20 protein-coding genes are annotated in these 15,028 nt (G+C 66.8%); 12 read left to right on the top strand and 8 right to left on the bottom strand.

Annotation, left to right across the window (positions count from 1 at the left end; all coding sequences use genetic code 11):
* On the top strand, positions 1-213 hold a 213-nt coding region (locus ACFDR9_RS23790), incomplete at its 5' end, for a hypothetical protein (RefSeq protein WP_409032555.1).
* 56 nt (positions 214-269) lie between these two features.
* On the opposite strand, the gene ACFDR9_RS23785 is transcribed toward ACFDR9_RS23790, so the two are convergent.
* Complete coding sequence (locus tag ACFDR9_RS23785; protein WP_026133050.1) at positions 270-836, bottom strand: DNA-3-methyladenine glycosylase; 567 nt, start codon at positions 834-836, stop codon at positions 270-272.
* A gap of 242 nt (positions 837-1,078) precedes the next feature.
* On the opposite strand from ACFDR9_RS23785, the gene ACFDR9_RS23780 reads away from it, so the two are divergent.
* The 3 genes from ACFDR9_RS23780 to ACFDR9_RS23770 all read left to right on the top strand — a co-directional run bounded on the left by ACFDR9_RS23780 (position 1,079) and on the right by ACFDR9_RS23770 (position 4,229).
* Positions 1,079-1,945: an HDOD domain-containing protein gene (locus ACFDR9_RS23780; RefSeq protein WP_017877477.1), complete on the top strand. Its 867-nt coding sequence runs from the start codon at positions 1,079-1,081 to the stop codon at positions 1,943-1,945.
* Positions 1,946-2,043: 98 nt separating this feature from the next.
* Positions 2,044-3,252, top strand: coding sequence for a hypothetical protein (locus ACFDR9_RS23775; protein WP_327075919.1), 1,209 nt, complete (start codon positions 2,044-2,046; stop codon positions 3,250-3,252).
* Positions 3,253-3,443: 191 nt separating this feature from the next.
* Positions 3,444-4,229, top strand: coding sequence for an enhanced serine sensitivity protein SseB C-terminal domain-containing protein (locus ACFDR9_RS23770; RefSeq protein WP_409032554.1), 786 nt, complete (start codon positions 3,444-3,446; stop codon positions 4,227-4,229).
* Between the two features lie 36 nt (positions 4,230-4,265).
* On the opposite strand, the gene ACFDR9_RS23765 is transcribed toward ACFDR9_RS23770, so the two are convergent.
* Positions 4,266-4,613: a hypothetical protein gene (locus ACFDR9_RS23765; protein WP_017877480.1), complete on the bottom strand. Its 348-nt coding sequence runs from the start codon at positions 4,611-4,613 to the stop codon at positions 4,266-4,268.
* A 249-nt stretch (positions 4,614-4,862) separates the two neighbouring features.
* Positions 4,863-5,405, bottom strand: a complete 543-nt coding sequence (locus tag ACFDR9_RS23760; RefSeq protein WP_017877481.1) for a hypothetical protein — start codon at positions 5,403-5,405, stop codon at positions 4,863-4,865.
* Positions 5,406-5,631: 226 nt separating this feature from the next.
* Between ACFDR9_RS23760 and ACFDR9_RS23755 the strand changes: the two genes are divergently transcribed.
* A complete protein-coding gene (locus ACFDR9_RS23755) occupies positions 5,632-6,333 on the top strand; it encodes a S24 family peptidase (RefSeq protein ID WP_157406673.1) in 702 nt (233 codons plus the stop codon).
* 168 nt (positions 6,334-6,501) lie between these two features.
* Entirely contained in the window at positions 6,502-7,446 is a 945-nt protein-coding gene (locus ACFDR9_RS23750) for a GGDEF domain-containing protein (protein WP_327075920.1), read from the top strand.
* Positions 7,447-7,468: 22 nt separating this feature from the next.
* On the opposite strand, the gene ACFDR9_RS23745 is transcribed toward ACFDR9_RS23750, so the two are convergent.
* Positions 7,469-7,663 carry a hypothetical protein gene (locus ACFDR9_RS23745; protein ID WP_017877484.1) on the bottom strand — a complete coding sequence of 65 codons (195 nt, stop codon included), beginning with the start codon at positions 7,661-7,663 and terminating at the stop codon, positions 7,469-7,471.
* Between the two features lie 68 nt (positions 7,664-7,731).
* On the opposite strand from ACFDR9_RS23745, the gene ACFDR9_RS23740 reads away from it, so the two are divergent.
* Positions 7,732-8,163 carry a DUF1801 domain-containing protein gene (locus ACFDR9_RS23740; protein WP_327075921.1) on the top strand — a complete coding sequence of 144 codons (432 nt, stop codon included), beginning with the start codon at positions 7,732-7,734 and terminating at the stop codon, positions 8,161-8,163.
* Between the two features lie 14 nt (positions 8,164-8,177).
* Here the strand turns inward: ACFDR9_RS23740 and ACFDR9_RS23735 are convergent, their stop codons facing one another.
* Together ACFDR9_RS23735 and ACFDR9_RS23730 are read right to left on the bottom strand one after the other, a co-directional pair.
* Positions 8,178-9,101 carry an alpha/beta hydrolase gene (locus ACFDR9_RS23735; RefSeq protein WP_327075922.1) on the bottom strand — a complete coding sequence of 308 codons (924 nt, stop codon included), beginning with the start codon at positions 9,099-9,101 and terminating at the stop codon, positions 8,178-8,180.
* A gap of 56 nt (positions 9,102-9,157) precedes the next feature.
* Positions 9,158-9,664, bottom strand: a complete 507-nt coding sequence (locus tag ACFDR9_RS23730; protein ID WP_327075923.1) for a DNA-deoxyinosine glycosylase — start codon at positions 9,662-9,664, stop codon at positions 9,158-9,160.
* Positions 9,665-9,763: 99 nt separating this feature from the next.
* On the opposite strand from ACFDR9_RS23730, the gene ACFDR9_RS23725 reads away from it, so the two are divergent.
* Positions 9,764-10,201, top strand: coding sequence for a DUF962 domain-containing protein (locus ACFDR9_RS23725; RefSeq protein WP_026133053.1), 438 nt, complete (start codon positions 9,764-9,766; stop codon positions 10,199-10,201).
* A gap of 163 nt (positions 10,202-10,364) precedes the next feature.
* A complete protein-coding gene (locus tag ACFDR9_RS23720; protein ID WP_327075924.1) occupies positions 10,365-10,823 on the top strand; it encodes a glycine zipper 2TM domain-containing protein in 459 nt (152 codons plus the stop codon).
* 20 nt (positions 10,824-10,843) lie between these two features.
* Here the strand turns inward: ACFDR9_RS23720 and ACFDR9_RS23715 are convergent, their stop codons facing one another.
* Complete coding sequence (locus ACFDR9_RS23715) at positions 10,844-10,984, bottom strand: hypothetical protein (protein WP_157406675.1); 141 nt, start codon at positions 10,982-10,984, stop codon at positions 10,844-10,846.
* Between the two features lie 206 nt (positions 10,985-11,190).
* Between ACFDR9_RS23715 and ACFDR9_RS23710 the strand changes: the two genes are divergently transcribed.
* The 3 genes from ACFDR9_RS23710 (at position 11,191) to ACFDR9_RS23700 (ending at position 13,390) form a co-directional block, all read left to right on the top strand.
* Positions 11,191-12,135, top strand: coding sequence for an EamA family transporter (locus ACFDR9_RS23710; RefSeq protein WP_327075925.1), 945 nt, complete (start codon positions 11,191-11,193; stop codon positions 12,133-12,135).
* 8 nt (positions 12,136-12,143) lie between these two features.
* Entirely contained in the window at positions 12,144-12,632 is a 489-nt protein-coding gene (locus tag ACFDR9_RS23705) for a GNAT family N-acetyltransferase (protein WP_327075926.1), read from the top strand.
* Between the two features lie 578 nt (positions 12,633-13,210).
* On the top strand, positions 13,211-13,390 hold the full coding sequence (locus tag ACFDR9_RS23700) for a hypothetical protein (RefSeq protein WP_327075927.1): 180 nt from the start codon (positions 13,211-13,213) through the stop codon (positions 13,388-13,390).
* Position 13,391: 1 nt separating this feature from the next.
* Here ACFDR9_RS23700 and ACFDR9_RS23695 read toward each other — a convergent pair whose 3' ends face one another.
* A complete protein-coding gene (locus ACFDR9_RS23695; protein WP_327075928.1) occupies positions 13,392-14,897 on the bottom strand; it encodes a glycine betaine ABC transporter substrate-binding protein in 1,506 nt (501 codons plus the stop codon).
* Between the last annotated feature and the right edge of the window lie 131 nt (positions 14,898-15,028).

The following is a 15,028-nucleotide window of genomic DNA, read 5'->3' as shown; positions in this document are numbered from 1 at the left end:
GGTATTGCTTGTGTGTGTTGTGGGTTGCTTTGGACGGCGGCGGTTGCTTCGCCCCCCCCTCCTGTCGCCGAGGGGCCCCCCCCCACGCCCCCCCCCCGCGCCGCGCTGAAGGGCGACCTGGAGCGGCGCGCCGACGGCGGCCCGCTGCGCGGCGGCGCCAACGCCGACCGCCGCAACGCCCCCGGCTGGGGCGGCCAACGGCGCGACGGTTGAGGGCGGCAGTTAACCCGGTTTTGTAGCTCGGGTTAGCGGCCCGCCAACGTCGCGGTTTAGCGCAGCGGCCGACTCAGGAAGCGCGAGCCGGCCAGGCCGAAACGCCACGGCAGCTCGACCGCCTTGGAAATGCCGATGCGCGGCCCGGCCACGATATCGGGCGTCTCGGCGCGCGCGCTCAGCTGGAACGGCGCCGCGTCCAGCGCCATGTCGTTGAGCCCGGCGTCCACCGCCAGCGCCTGGCAGAGCCGGCCCGGCCCGGCGCACAGCAGGCGCGCGTCGGCCAGGCCGCGCCGGCTGCGCATCTGCGCCAGCCCGGCCAGCGGCTCGATCGCGCGGATCAACACGCCGGCGCCGTGGCCCTCTTCGCGGCAGACGACGTTCAGACACCAATGCAAGCCGTAGGAGCGGTACACATAGCTGCGCCCCGGCGGCCCGAACATCGGCGCGTTGCGCCGGGTCGGCCCGCCGAAGGTGTGCGAGGCCGGATCGGCGCGGTCGTAGGCCTCGGTCTCGACGATGCGCCCGCCGACGCCGCCGACCAGCAGCGTGGCGCCGATCAATTGCTGGGCCACATACAGCGAGGGCGCGCTAAAATCAATGCCGGGAAGCAGGATAGTCATGCGCCCGATTGTATACCGGCGGCGGCCGCCGCGCTTCTTATCGAATCGGCATGATGGACGCGCCGACATGCCGCCACGACGGCGCGGAAAAACGCCGGCGCGTGCATTTCTTTAAAAAAATATCGACTTTTTTCAAGGCGCCGCCCAGGAATACAAGCAATTGCCGGCAGTAAACAGCGATAATCGGGTGTGGCGCGCCGGCGCCGCGCGTATACCCATGCAAGCCTGACCTGAAGACAACGATGACGAAAGTGGCAGCCACAGCGAAAGCAGACGAAGACGATCCGGTCGCGGCCCTGATGCGCTCGCTGCGCATCCCGCCACGACCCAGCCTGCTCGTCGACTTGCAGCGCGAGCTGGCCGAGCCGGACCCGTCGCCGCGCCGGGTCGCCAAGATCATCGCCAACGACGTCGGCATCTCCGGCGCCCTGCTGAAGCTGGCCAATTCGCCGTTCTACGGCGCCGCGCGCAAGGCCAAGTCGGTCGAGCAGGGCATCAACTTCCTCGGCGTGAACCAGTGCAGCGCGCTGGTCACCGGCATGCTGGCGCGCCAGGCGGTCGAGGCCGAGGGCGTGTCGCTGAACGAATTCTGGGACGTCTCGGCCAAGCGCGCGCGCGCCCTGGTGTTCACCTCGCGCAAGCTGCGCATCGCCCCGCCCGACATCGCCCACACCTTCGGCCTGTTCTGCGACATCGGCGTGCCGCTGCTGATGAACCGCTTCCCCGACTACGTCAACACCTTCGAGGCGGCCAGCAACGACGCCGAGCATTGCTTCACCGTCATCGAGGACGCGCGCCACAACACCAACCACGCGGCGATCGGCTGCCTGCTGGCGCGCAACTGGGGCCTGTCGAGCGACGTCTCGTGGGCGATCCTGCTGCACCACGACTACCGCGTGCTGCAAGACCCGGCCACCGACGACGCCATCCGCTCGCTGGTGGCGCTGTCGCTGCTGGCCGAAAAGGGCATCCAGCGCTACCACGGCAACAGCAACTCGCTGGAGTGGGACAAGGGCGGCGCGCTGGCCTGCCGGCACCTCGGCCTGAGCGACGAGGAAACCGACGAGCTGCTCGACGAGCTGCACGAGATGTTCGACAGCGACCACTAAGGCATTCCAGCACTGCGCTACCGACCCGACCCGGCGCGCCGCCGGCGCCGCCCGGCGCGCCCCCCTACCACCCCGCACAGAACGATACCGATACCACCATGCCAAAAAACAAGCGCCCCGCGCCCCGCAAATCGAGCGACACCGCCGCAGACAAAGACGATGTGCTGACGCAATCGCTGTGCGACCTGGCGCTCGACCTGGTCGAGCAGGAAGACAGCGACACCATGAGCGAGGTGCTGCGCCAGAAGGAAGTCGAGTTCCAGCGCATGATCCGCAAAAACCTCAACCAGAAGAAGGACGAGGTGCTGTACGAGGCCATCGAGCGCGCCAAGTACGAGGACGTCGGCGCCTACCAGTACCTGCGCGGCCACATCGAGGAGGCCGCCTCCACCGTGCTGATCCGCCGCGAGGGCGCGCCGACGATGGAGATCAACGCCTTCGTGGTGCCGCTGTTCGTGCACAGCACCGGCGGCTTGCGGCAGGAGCAGGGTTTCCAGGACCAGGACGCGTTCGAGCAACTGGTGCAGAGCTTCCAGCAGGCGGGCCTGGAAAGCCCCAAGGCCAAGGTGGTGCTGATGAACCACGCCTACGACCTCGACGAAATCGACCGCATCACCTACAGCCACCTCAACGAGATGGTGCGCGACGCCTGGGCCTCGATGACGGACAAGAAGGTGACGGCGACGCCGGCGCTCGAGCGCAGCATCGCCGGCTGGAGCGACAGCGGCTTCGGCGCCGGCGACGCCGCCGTCGAATTGCGCTTCCTGCTCGGCTTCGCGCTCAAGCGCGCCGACGATCCGTTTTACCAGGCGCCCGAGGAGGAAGCCGCGGCCGACGCATATTTCGCCGCGCGCATGGCGCGCTACCAGGCCTGGACGGTGCGGGTGGCGCCGTTGCTGCAACGCTGCCTGGCGGCCCCCGGCGCGGCGCCGGAGATCCATTTCCTGTACCAGGACCTGTTCCACGGCGGTAAGGAACAAGGCATGGCCGAATACTTCATGCTGCAAATGATGGCCGAGATCAACGCCGCGCTGCGGCAACACGGCGTCGCCGCCGGGCAGGCCGGCGCCGTGGTCGGGCCGGCCGACGTGCGCGGCGACATGGTGCTGCGGGTCAACCTGTACGCGGCCGGCGGCGCCCTGCTGGCGTCCTCGGAAAAGCCGCTCGACCTGGCCGCCGACCTGGCGGTGGAGGTCGACGACATCGCCGACGCCCTCGCCACCCTCGGCGTGCGCGACGTCGCGGTGGCGCTGCGCTTCGACGGCGCCGGCCTGGCGCTGGAAGCGCAGCCGTACCAGCCGCGGTAAGCGGCGTCGCCCCCACCCGGGGCCCGCCTCGTCGGCCCTGGCGTGCGCCATCCGGCGGCGCGCCCGCCCTTCGCGGCATCCTCTGATCGTCGACAAGCGAAGCGCCGGCCATCGGCGCTAGACTTTCCACTCACATGGGAAGCGCCGGCGGCTGCGCTTCTTCCGTTCTTCATCGCATTCACGGAGGTCGCATGCAAGGTGCAGAGAGCCATCTGGAACAGTCGTTGCGCCTGGCGGCGGACGACCCGGCGCAACGCGTCCATTTCTACCGGGCGCTGCTCGACGCCGACATCTACGTGGTCGGCGAAAGCGAGCCGGGGCCGTTCGGCGACGTCGACCCGGGCGAGTCGATCTCGATTCAAAACTGGACCCGCAGCGACGGCTCCACCATCATCCCCTTCTTCAGCTCGGTGGCGGCGCTGCAGCGCGCCGTCGACGCCGATTGCAACTACCTGCAACTGTCGGCCCGCTCGCTGTTCGAGATCACCAAGGGCGCGGCGCTGGTGCTCAATCCCAAGTCGCTGTACGGCAAGGAGTTCCTGCCCGAAGAGGTCGCCACCATGCTGCGCGACGGCGCGCCAGCGCCAAGCGGGGCGCGGCTGGCGGCCGACGCCACCCAGGTGTTCCTGGGCCAGCCGCAGCGCTACCCCAGCAAGCTGGTGGACGCGCTGACGACGCTGCTGGCCGGCTGCGCCAACGCCCGCGCCGCCTACCTGTCGCTGATGCTGGCGCCCTCGCTCGACAGCCAGCCGCACCTGCTGGTGGGCCTGGACGCCGACGGCGACACCGAACAGCTGCTGCGCCGGGCCGGCGCCGTCGCCGCCGCCGCCGCGCCGCCCGGCGAGCCGGTCGACCTGACGCTGGTGGTGGCCGGCGAGGACAAGCTGAGCGACTATTTCCTCAACAGCGTGGCGCCGTTCTACGAGCGCAGCTGGGGCGCCCGCCTGCACTACGGGCCCGGCGCCGGCCACGCGTAGCGGCGCGGGCGGCGGCGGCGGCGGCGGCCTGCGGCGTCATTTGCGGTCGCCGAAGTAGCGCCGTTTCAGCGCGCCGATAAGGTCGGCCGAGTTAATCTCGATAAACAACTGACGGCCGATCGCCAGCGCGAACAGGCCGACCAGGAACTCGACGCCGGCCTGCACCTGCGCGCCGCCAATGCTGAAAAACTCGATCAACGCCGGCGCGACGTAGACCGCGCAGGCGACACCGGCGGCGAACGAGATCAGCTTTTGTGAACGGCTCGGACCGTCGCCGAGGAACTTCAGCGAAACGGCCGCGCCGACCGCGCCCGGCAGGTACGCCAGCGCCGGCGCGATGAGCGCGGCGCCGAGCGCGGCGATGGTGGATACGGGTTCTGCCATGTCTACCTCCATAAAAAAACCCGCCGGGGCGGGTTGGGTTGAGCGTGCGTGTGAATTAGCTTGAAGATAAAAAAAGACCGCGCGGCGATCCGCGCGACCGGCGTTGTTGTGCGCACGTGGTGGCGCCGGTGGCGGCCTCAATCTGCGCTAATTTCCCCTATCGGTGCCGCGCCGGCTGACGCGACTATTACGAGTGAGGAAAGTGTGTATCGGGTGGTTTCATTCAAATCTCTGTCTCCCCAGCATTTTTTAGCGCCGGCGCCGCCCCAGCAGCCGCGCCGCGCGCGCGCCGTGCGTCTGCAGCAGGCCCTCCAGTTCGCCGACCATCTCCTTGATTTTTTCCCGCTCAAAACTGCCCGGGCAGCTGACCGGCGCGTCGCCGCTGCCCTGGCACGCGGCACAGGCGACACGGCGTGACGGCGGCGCGATGCCGGTGCCGCCGCAGCGCTTGCATTTGCCGTCGAGCCAGTGCGCCAGCGAGGCCTCGGCGACCCGGCGGTACAGCGTGTTGGCGGCCTGTATGTCCCAGGCGGTGTTGGCCTTGGCCCAGCGCCGCGTCCGCCCCGTCTCGCCAACCTTGGCGGTCCATACGCGCAACAGTTGCGCCAGATTGCCCGAGTTGCCCTCGGACAGGCGGTTGACGCTGCCGTCGGCGTATTTCACGCGGCACAGCAACGCGCCGAGGTCGCCGGCCCGTGCGGCCGCGCCGATAGCGTCCAGATCGTGGTGGAACTCGTCGTCACGCAGATCCCGCGAGCTTAGCGATGCGATGAATTGTTCGGAAAATCCCATGATGTTTCTCCCTGTAAGGCACGCCGCCCGGCGCGCAGAATAATGCCTGTGTGCTTGCGCGGACCGCCCCTCGGCCGCGTCGCTGGGGCGGTGATGGCTCTTGCATCGCACATCCCTTGCTCCGGTGTATTCACATCAGGACTCGACTTTAGCGATTGATAATGCTAAAGTCAAGCATTTGGTAATTTATCAAACGGTAAATTTAAGGTGTAATGTCGATATGGATATGTATCAATACAGACGCGACCGCCTGCTGGCCCTGCTACGCGACCAGTACGGCAACATGCGCAAGAATATTGCCGACGCGAGCGGCTGGAGCGAGGCGCGCATGTCGCAGATTTTGTCGCCGACCTACCGCGACGGCCGCGCCTTCAGCGAAAAAATCGCGCGCAAGCTGGAGGCCGACCTAGCGATTGAAACGATGTACTTCGACCAGGGCGCCGCGCCGGCCGAGGCCGCCCCGTTGCCCGGCCTGCGCCCGGTCGTGGTGGCGGAAATTGACGACGAGCGCTTTTGCGCGATCCGCAAAGTCAGGCTGTGCCTGTCGGCAGGCATCACCGGCTTCAGCATCGAGCCGGAGAGCTACGACGGCAGCATGATCAGCGTGCCGCGCACCTGGGTCGAACGCAACGGCTTTCAGCCGGAGCGCCTGGTGGCGATCAAGGTCAAGGGCGAAAGCATGGAACCGGCCCTGTTCCAGGACGACGTGGTGATCATCAACACCGCCGACACCCAGCCGGCCGACGGCGTCGTGTTCGCCGTCAACTACGAGGGCGAGGCGGTGGTCAAGCGGCTGGCGCGCGACATCGGCCAGTGGTGGTTGACATCGGACAATCCGGACCAGCGCAAGTACCACCGCAAGATGTGCCGCGGCAACGAGTGCCTGATCGTCGGCCGCGTGGTGCGCAAGGAAAGCGACCGTATTTGAGCCCCGCGAGAATTCTTCAATGAATTTATCAATTATCACGTCGACTTTGCCGTGCGCTGCAAGCCGCTCGCTTGACGCGCAGGCCCGGCAGCCGGGGCAAATCGTCGGCGCCGGAAAAACCCCCGTATAATATGTTGCTTCATTCACCACGTCGTTGCGGGATCGCCAATGTTAAGCCGCCTTCGCGAAGAGCTCGCCAAGACCAAACTGTTTGCCGACGTCCGCTTCGACGCGATTGCGCACCTGCTCGACAGCTGCGGCGTGATCGAGGTCGCGGCCGGCGCCGTCCTGCTGGAGGCGGGGATGCCCAACGACCAGCTTTACGTGCTGTTGGAGGGGCAGCTGGCTATCCACCTCACCACATCGGCTCAACCGTCGTATGTGCGGCTGGGCGCCGGCGAATGCGTCGGCGAGATGTCTATGATCGAAGGCAGGGAGACCTCGGCGCAGGTGGTCGCCAGCGCCGCCAGCCGCCTGCTGGTGATTCCGCGCGACACGATGTGGTCGCTGATCCACGCATCCCACGCGATATCGCGCAATATGCTGGTCATGCTGTCCAGCCGCGTGCGCCAGGGCAACGAAGCCGTCAGGGACGGCATGCACCGCCAAAACGAGTTCGAAAGCATGGCGCTCGTCGACGGCCTGACCGGCCTGCACAACAGGCGCTGGCTGGAACAAGCGTTCCGGCGCAAAGTCGAGTCCAGCCTGCAAGAGGGCAAACCCTTGTCGGTGTTGATGATCGACATCGACCACTTCAAACGCGTCAACGACACCTACGGCCACCTGTCGGGCGACCGCTCCTTGCGCGCGGTGGCGCTGGCGCTGAACGACAATCTGCGCCCGGGCGACCTGTTGGCGCGCTACGGCGGCGAGGAATTTGCCGTGCTGCTGCCGGACACGGCCGGCCCGCAAACGGCGCTCGTCGCCGAGCGCCTGCGCCTGGCGGTGGCCGAACCGGCGGCGGCGCCCGGCGCGCTGCAGCACCGGCTGTCGATCTCGCTGGGCGACACGCAATTGCGCGCCGGCGACACGCTGGAAAGCCTGCTCGAACGCGCCGACTGCGCCCTCTATATGGCCAAGACCGCTGGCCGCAACTGCGCGCGTTCGGCCTAGCGGACTGGGACCAGGCCTAGGACTAGTTTGCGGCCGGATTCAATTGCAGCCTGAGTAGGACTTCCTGGCCGCCCTTGACGACGGCCGTCGCCGACGCCGGCGCGCAGCCATCCACGGCCACGCCGATCTGGTACACCCCCTCCGCCGGCGCCGCCAGGCGGAACGTGCCGTCGGCGCTGTCTAGGCGCGGGGTATGCCAATGTGCGGGATCAGGCATACAATGGCTGGGCGTAACCGGGGAGTGCGGCGAGCGCGACAACAAGCACGAAGAAAGCGGCGACCACCATGACGAAAACCAAGGGCGAAGGGGAGCAAGAAATAGCAGGAGACTCCGCCTCCCAGCTGATAGACGCGAAAATCAAGGAGTTGGGTGATTGGCGCGGCGAAACGCTCGCCCGGCTGCGCGCCCTCGTCAAGCAGGCCGACCCCGAAGTGGTCGAGGAGTTGAAGTGGCGGGGGGTGCCCGTGTGGTCGCACGCGGGAATTATCTGCACCGGCGAGACGTACAAGCATGCCGTGAAGATGACCTTCGCCAAGGGCGCCGCGTTGGACGACCCGTCGGGTCTGTTCAACGCCAGCCTCGACGGCAACACCAGGCGCGCCATCGATTTCCATCAGGACGACGCGATTGATGAAAAGGCGTTGCAGGCGCTCATCCGCGCCGCCGTGGCCTTGAACACCGCCTCGGCCGCCCAGCGGCGCCGGCCACCAGCGTAGACGGCCGAAGAGCGCTATCGCTGCGTCGATGCTTCCACTTGGCCGCCTCCGCTGACGTGCTTGAGCATGTGTTCATTCAAGAATTTCGCATACCGTTCCGGTTGTTCCAGGTCTGGAAAGTGTCCGCAATCCTCGAAATGAATAATCTCCGCATGCGGCACGCAATCGAGCAGTGACTGCGCGTTGGTGGCGCGATGGGAGCGATCCGAGCCGCCCCACACCATGGTGCAAGGCGTGCGCGCCACCTTGACGGCCGAGATCGCCTCACGGAGCAGATCCTGCACCACACCAGCAAGGCAGAAACAGGCGCCTCGGGCAAGCGCGTGGTGGGCGTGGCGGCGATAAAAGGTCCGGTCGGTGCCGCGGGGCAATGCCATCGCATACCACGCATTCGTGGTCTTCAGACGAAAGGCCCATGCGGCCAGTTGGCCCAACACGGGTATCCTCAACGGCCACGGCACCGTGCGCATGGTCCAGGCGTGCATCGCGGACAAGGACGGGGTCTGCGCAAGGAACAGGCTGGCGATACGCCGCGGCGCGATTTGCGCCGCGCGCAAGGCGTAGAAACCGTTGGCGCAGCTAAACGCCAGGGTCGCCTGGCGGATGCCGAGCGCATCGAGGACATCCAGCACCGCCCTCGCCCCCTGATCCAAAGAATGGCGATAGGATGAGGATGGCAGCGACAACCCGAAACCGGGCATGTCGAAGCACACCAGCCGATAGTCCCGAACCAGCAACGCTGACAAGTGTTCATAGTGTTCAACCACGTTCGGGCCGTCTGGAACGACAACCACGCATGGCTTGCCTGAACCCGTGTCCAATACCCGGATCGATCCGCTCGGGCTGTCGATGACCCTCATCGCCGGCGAAGCAGCGATGGCGGCCATCCGGCCCGACGCGGACCAGCGCGTCAACAAACTATCAAGTAAAGCAATCATATGAGCGGGCCAAGAATCGCAGACCCGCTACCTTACAGCAGAAACGCGAACAGCCGTCAAAGCGATGGTTGATCAACCAGCTGCCGCCATGCCAGCAATTTTTGCTCGAAGCTAACACTGGCATGTGCTGGCGAGGAAGAGGGCAGAATGACTGTTCGATAGCCCGCCGCGGCGAATTGCGGGGCGAACTTGCCCGAGGTTTGTCCATTGAAGCCCACCGTTTCCAGCCGCGGGCACAGCTCGCGCAGGCGGGCGAAGTCGTTGGCGGCGGGCTTGCGGATGGCGGAGTCGAGGCTGCCCGCGCGCTCGCAGGCGCCCAGTACGTCCCACAGGCCGAAGCCGTGCGCCAGCAGGCGCGGCAGGCGCTCGGCGTAGGGCAAGCCGGCCAGGTCCTCGCCGGTCAGCGCCGACAAAATCGGCCACAACTGGTTGCGCGGATGGGCGTAATACTGCTGCGCGGCGAGCGAGGCCGCGCCGGGGAAACTGCCCAATATCAGGATGCGGGTGGCGGGCGCGAGCACCGGCGCCAGGCCGGTGAGGGAGGGAGCGGATGGGGTCGGCATGGCCGTCATTTTAACGGATGGCGCGCGCCGGCGAGGGCCGCGATGTTCCGGTGTAGAATTTGCCGGCACGGCCCAAACCAACAATAACGGAGACTATCCATGCCAGAGCCAAGAACCATCGACACCTTGCTTGCCCGCTACAGCGAAAGCCACTTGAACCCCGCCAACGAAGTGATCCATTTCGTCTGCGTGCCGGTGATCGTGTTCACCCTGCTCGGCCTGCTGTGGGCGGTCCATCCGCTGGCGGCGGTGGCGGCCAGCGCGGCCGCGCTGCTGTACTACTTCACACTGTCGAAACCCTTTGCGGCGGGCATGCTGCTGATGGCGGCGGCCATGCTCGGCCTGCTCATGGCGATGCCGCCCGCCGCCGTGCTGCCGCTGTCGCTGGCGATTTTCGTGCTGGCGTGGATCGGCCAGTTCATCGGCCACCAGATCGAGGGCAAGAAGCCGTCCTTCCTCGACGACCTGCGCTTTTTGCTGATCGGCCCGCTGTTCGTGCTGGGCTTCCTTTACCGCCGCCTCAGGCTGGCCTATTGAAGATCCGCGCATGCCGCCGCGGCCGCATGCGCCGGCAAGCTGAGCGGTAACAGATTCTTACTTCTTCACACTAGTTGCCCAAACAAATTATCGATATGCTAAGCATGCTGGCTCGACGCGCGCGCCGGCCCCATCCAACCAATTTCGTCCTATGGAGTTACGCATGAAAGCACTGATGACGGCCGCCCTCGCCGCAACCCTGGTCGTGGGCCTGAGCGCCTGCGTGGTCGCGCCCAATTCCGGCAGCGTCTACAACGCCCGGCAGGCGCAAAACGAGCAGTCGGTGCACATTGGCAGCGTCGAATCCATACGCGAAGTGACGATCGACAAGGGCAACAGCGGCACCGGCACGCTGGCCGGCGCGGCCCTGGGCGGCTTGGCCGGCTCGGCCATCGGCGGCGGCAACGGCGCGGTGGCGGTCGGCATTCTGGGCGCGGTCGCCGGCGGCCTGGCGGGCCAGAACGTGGAAGCGAACATGATGAAACGCAAGGGTTTTGAAATCACGGTGCGGCTGGACAATGGCGAACTGCGCGCAATCACCCAGGACGCCGACGAAATGTTCCGCGCGGGGGAGCGGGTGCGTCTGCTGTCGAACGGCCGCACCACCCGCGTCACGCACTGACGCCGCCGGCCCGGCGGCGCCTAGGCGAACGGTCCGGCGGCGATCAGCGCGTGGCCGTGGCCGTCGGCCAGCGCCACCACCAGCGCGGCCGCCGCGACGATGTAAGCGAACAGGCTGGCCACTTTGAGTTGCAGCGGGAATTTCATAGAATGACCTTTCATGGATTGCGCCGGGGCGCGTGCGGGGCGGATTGCAGCGCGGATTTACTTGCAATTCCCATAATAATTCAGGCATTGCTATAAAAGTAAGCAAGCCGCCCGCCCCTGCGCTGGCTCAACCGCTTAGGACCAAATGCGCCACAAGCGGCCGCCATCGTGGTAAACATAGACGCCGGGCAAGATGTTGTAAAAAACCATATACTGCCCGGATGTCTTCTCCCCTCCTCTTTCTTATCGCCTCCCTGATCTGGGGTTCCACCTTCTGGGCCATCACGCTGCAACTGGGCGAGGTCGCGCCGGCCGTCTCGGTGATGGTCCGCTTCGGGCTGGCCGCGGCCGTGCTGTTCCTCTGGTGCCGCCTGCGCGGCGACCGCCTGCGCCTGCCCTGGCGCGCCCAGCGCTGGCTGATGCTGCAGGGCTTCGCCACCTTCGGCTTCAGCTATGTCTGCACCTACAGCTCGGAGCAGTACCTGGTGTCGGCGCTGGTCAGCGTGCTGTTTGCCTTGATGGTGTTCTGGAATCCGCTGTGCAACCGCCTCGCCTTCGGCACGCCGCTGACCTGGCGCACCTGGTGCGCGGCGGCGGTGGCCATGTGCGGCGTCACCCTGCTGTTCTATCCGTCGATCCGCGCCTCGTGGCAGGCAACGCTGAACGGCGGCAGCGGCCGCTTCATGCTCGGCTTCGCGCTGGCGCTGGCGGCCACCATCTCCAGCTCGGTCGGCAACGTCATCGTCATCAAGGTGCGCGAACAGTCGTCCAACGTGCTGCTGACGATGGCCTGGGCGATGCTGTGGGGCAGCGCCCTGGTCGCGCTGTGGGTGCTGGCCAGCGGCCAGTCGCTGCGACTGCCGGCGACGCCGCGCTATTGGATCGGCCTGCTGTACCTGGCGCTGTTCGGCTCGGTCGTCGCCTTCGGCGCCTACTTCACGCTGATCGACCGCATCGGCTCGCAAAAAGCCGTGTATGTCGGCGTCGTCACGCCGGTCATTTCGGTGCTGCTGTCGATCCAGCTGGAACAGTACCGCCCCGGGCCGGGAGAATGGGCCGGCATGCTGCTGTGCCTGTCCAGCGTGGCCTGGGCGCTGCGCGCGCCGACACCGACACCGACGCCGACACCAGCGCCGGCCGCCAGCGCCTCGTTGACCACCCCATAGGAGACTTTATGCAAGCAAGCTTTATTATCCGCCCGGCCGAGCCGGCCGACGTCGACGCCATTTACGCCATGATTTTTGAATCGGCCCAGTTCGGCGGCGTGGAACACCTGCTCGTCGCCGACGCCGCCATGCTGGGCCAGGCCCTGTTTGGCGCCAGCCCCGGCTGCGAGGCACTGGTCGGTTGCGTGGACGGCGCGCCGGTGATGATCGCGCTGTTTTTCCACACCTTCTCCAGTTTCCAGTGCCGCAAGAGCCTGTATCTGGAAGACTTGTACGTCCGGCCCGCCGCGCGCGGCCTCGGCTATGGCAAGCAGATGCTGGCGACGCTGGCGCAGCTGGCGCTACGGCGCGGTTGCAGCCGTTTCGAGTGGGGCGTCATGAGCTGGAACGACAACGCCATCCGTTTTTACCAGGGCGTCGGCGCCGACGTGTTGCCGGACCTGCGCATCTGCCGCCTCAGCGGCGCGGCCCTGGCCGCCTTGTCCGACGCCGCCTGACAAAGCGTCGGGCAAAAAAAATCCCACGTGCATAAAGCGCCGTGGGGGAAACCCATTGTTAAGTGGGAGGGGAGGGTTGATTCAACGGCTTCAATATAACCCGCGTCGAAAGCGTCTTCGCTCGTCTTTACATTTGCTTACCGTGCTTACCGGCGGCGTTACACTTCGTGTTGCGCGACGCCCACGCCAGCCGGCGCCGGCGACGATGGCTGTCAAGTCTATCTTCTCGGCTCCACCAGCCCGCCGTGCATGCCGACGCTGGGCTGGAGCGCGCTATCGGACTCACCGCCCCGCTTCGACCTCATCCATATTTGATATGCCTTGACGCAGGCGGCGCAAACTAAAATTGTTGCAGTTACAAGCATGCCGATCTCCTCGGATAACGCTGACAAAAGGCGGGCAAGCCCCGGGCGAAGGTCCATTTTGCGGCTTCGGGCGGCCGCCGCCTTGCGGGAACTCAAACTCCGCGCTGGCGCGCGCACCGCCGCGAAGGCGCCGGCCGCTTGATTCGGCGCAAGGATAGCGCCGCCGCGCTCCCACAAAATGGGGCTGCCGCCAACGACCACGGAGTACGCACCATGAAAATATTGCCCCATCCAATCGCCACGCTCGTCTACCGCGCCTATCTGCGCGCGCGGCTGACGCGTTACACGCGCGACTTGCAAGCCATCGCCGCGCAACGCGAAAACGATTTCCATGCGGAGCGGATCCTGCACCGCGAAGTCGTGGCGGTACGTTCCAAACTGCTGTCGCTGTAATTTAGCGGCGCGCGCGCGCGCCGGCCCCGGCGTAGCGTTCGACCAGCTCGAACAGGCCCTGGGCGAGCAGGGCCAGCAGCGCGGCCGGAATCGCCCCGGCCAGCAGCATGTCGTTGTCGTTCAGCGCCAGGCCGATGGTGATGCGCTCGCCGTAGCCGCCGGCGCCGATGAAGGCGGCGATGGTGGCGGTGCCCACGCTCATCACCGCCGCCGTCTTGACGCCGGCCAGTATCACCGGCAGCGCCAGCGGCAAATCCACATATAGCAGGCGTTCGCGGCGGCGCATCCCCAGCGCCAGCGCCGCCAGCCGCAAACCGCGCGGTACTTGCAGGATGCCGGTGCAGGTGTTGCGCACGATCGGCAGCAAGGCGTAGACGAACAGCGCCACCAGCGCCGGCGCCGTGCCGATCATGCCCAACAGCGGGATCAGCATCGCCAGCAAGGCCAGCGACGGCACCGTTTGCAGCACGCCGACCAGCGCCAGCACGCTTTGCCGCAGGCGCGGCACGAACGCCGCCAGCACGCCCAGCGGTATGCCGACCGCGCAGGCCAGCGCCAGCGACAGCAGCACCAGCGTGACGTGCTGGCGCGTCAGGGTCCAGAAATTGTCGTCGAATATCTTTTCCAGCAGGCCGCGCCCCGCCCCGCCCCGTTGCGGCGCGGCCGCCCGGCCGGACGCCAGCCATTCCGCGGCCACCGCGGCGAAACTCTTGCCGCCGATCTCCACCGCGGCGTTCATGGCCACCATGTCGGTGCCCTTGATGCTGCCCTCCAGCCCCTGCAGCGACCGCCAGGCGGCCGGGAAGCGGCGCGCCACGTCGAGCCGGTACAGCAGCACCGCGTCGTAGCGCGGGAAATACGCCAGGTCGTCGGCCAGCACGCGCAGGCCGTACTGCTGGATCTTGGCGTCGGTTGAATAGATGTCGATGACGTCGACTTGCCGCTGCGCCAGCGCCGCGTAGGCGATGCCGTGGTCGAGGCCGCTGGGCCGCTGCGCCAGGCCGTAGCGCGCCGCCAGGCCGGGCCAGCCGTCGGCGCGGCCGATGAATTCCTGCGACAGGCCGAATGTCAAGCCGGGCTGGCCGGCCAGCTGGCTCAGGCTGGCAATGCCGGCGGGGGCGTCGGCGCGCATCGCCAGCGCGTAGGTGTTGTTAAAGCCCAGCGGCACCGCCACGCCCAGCCCGAGCGGCGCCAGTTCGCGGCGGATCTGTTCCAGCGAGGCCGGTTGGGCGTGCTTGAGGATTTCGTTGTCGATGGTGCCCAGGTATTCGGGGTAGAGGTCGATATTGCCCGAGCGCAGGGCGGCCAGCACGATGGCGGTGTTACCCAGGCCCTGGTGGTGCTCGGCCGGCGTCAGCGACGCCGCGCGCTGGGTCAGGATTTCGCCGAGGATGTAGGACTCGGTGAAGCGCTTCGAGCCGATTTTCAGCGTGTCGGCGGCGGCGCCGGCGGCGCTGAAGCACAGTTGCAGGGCGAACAGGCAGGTGAAGATGGGTTTGGCGCGCACGCGTGCTCCAGAGTGGTGGGGGGGGGGGGGGGGGGGGGGGGGGGGGGGGGGGGGGGGGGGGGGGGGGGGGGGGGGGAAGGATCAGAGTCGCGCGGGAAACAAAGAAAAGATAGAGACACGAAATGAAAAAA

Origin of the sequence: Janthinobacterium sp. CG_23.3 (assembly GCF_046115965.1) — a bacterium.
In the GTDB taxonomy this organism is placed as follows: domain Bacteria; phylum Pseudomonadota; class Gammaproteobacteria; order Burkholderiales; family Burkholderiaceae_D; genus Janthinobacterium.
The sequence above is the reverse complement of the archived record's forward strand: the minus strand, read 5'-3'. Positions and strand labels throughout refer to the sequence as shown.

Excerpts from the sequence above, each read along its gene's own strand:
- ACFDR9_RS23785 (WP_026133050.1), bottom strand. The coding sequence starts at position 836 with ATGACTATCCTGCTTCCCGGCATTGATTTTAGCGCGCCCTCGCTGTAT.
- ACFDR9_RS23780 (WP_017877477.1), top strand. The coding sequence starts at position 1,079 with ATGACGAAAGTGGCAGCCACAGCGAAAGCAGACGAAGACGATCCGGTC.
- ACFDR9_RS23775 (WP_327075919.1), top strand. The coding sequence starts at position 2,044 with ATGCCAAAAAACAAGCGCCCCGCGCCCCGCAAATCGAGCGACACCGCC.
- ACFDR9_RS23770 (WP_409032554.1), top strand. The coding sequence starts at position 3,444 with ATGCAAGGTGCAGAGAGCCATCTGGAACAGTCGTTGCGCCTGGCGGCG.
- ACFDR9_RS23765 (WP_017877480.1), bottom strand. The coding sequence starts at position 4,613 with ATGGCAGAACCCGTATCCACCATCGCCGCGCTCGGCGCCGCGCTCATC.
- ACFDR9_RS23760 (WP_017877481.1), bottom strand. The coding sequence starts at position 5,405 with ATGGGATTTTCCGAACAATTCATCGCATCGCTAAGCTCGCGGGATCTG.
- ACFDR9_RS23755 (WP_157406673.1), top strand. The coding sequence starts at position 5,632 with ATGTATCAATACAGACGCGACCGCCTGCTGGCCCTGCTACGCGACCAG.
- ACFDR9_RS23750 (WP_327075920.1), top strand. The coding sequence starts at position 6,502 with ATGTTAAGCCGCCTTCGCGAAGAGCTCGCCAAGACCAAACTGTTTGCC.
- ACFDR9_RS23745 (WP_017877484.1), bottom strand. The coding sequence starts at position 7,663 with ATGCCTGATCCCGCACATTGGCATACCCCGCGCCTAGACAGCGCCGAC.
- ACFDR9_RS23740 (WP_327075921.1), top strand. The coding sequence starts at position 7,732 with ATGACGAAAACCAAGGGCGAAGGGGAGCAAGAAATAGCAGGAGACTCC.
- ACFDR9_RS23735 (WP_327075922.1), bottom strand. The coding sequence starts at position 9,101 with ATGATTGCTTTACTTGATAGTTTGTTGACGCGCTGGTCCGCGTCGGGC.
- ACFDR9_RS23730 (WP_327075923.1), bottom strand. The coding sequence starts at position 9,664 with ATGCCGACCCCATCCGCTCCCTCCCTCACCGGCCTGGCGCCGGTGCTC.
- ACFDR9_RS23725 (WP_026133053.1), top strand. The coding sequence starts at position 9,764 with ATGCCAGAGCCAAGAACCATCGACACCTTGCTTGCCCGCTACAGCGAA.
- ACFDR9_RS23720 (WP_327075924.1), top strand. The coding sequence starts at position 10,365 with ATGAAAGCACTGATGACGGCCGCCCTCGCCGCAACCCTGGTCGTGGGC.
- ACFDR9_RS23715 (WP_157406675.1), bottom strand. The coding sequence starts at position 10,984 with ATGAAAGGTCATTCTATGAAATTCCCGCTGCAACTCAAAGTGGCCAGC.
- ACFDR9_RS23710 (WP_327075925.1), top strand. The coding sequence starts at position 11,191 with ATGTCTTCTCCCCTCCTCTTTCTTATCGCCTCCCTGATCTGGGGTTCC.
- ACFDR9_RS23705 (WP_327075926.1), top strand. The coding sequence starts at position 12,144 with ATGCAAGCAAGCTTTATTATCCGCCCGGCCGAGCCGGCCGACGTCGAC.
- ACFDR9_RS23700 (WP_327075927.1), top strand. The coding sequence starts at position 13,211 with ATGAAAATATTGCCCCATCCAATCGCCACGCTCGTCTACCGCGCCTAT.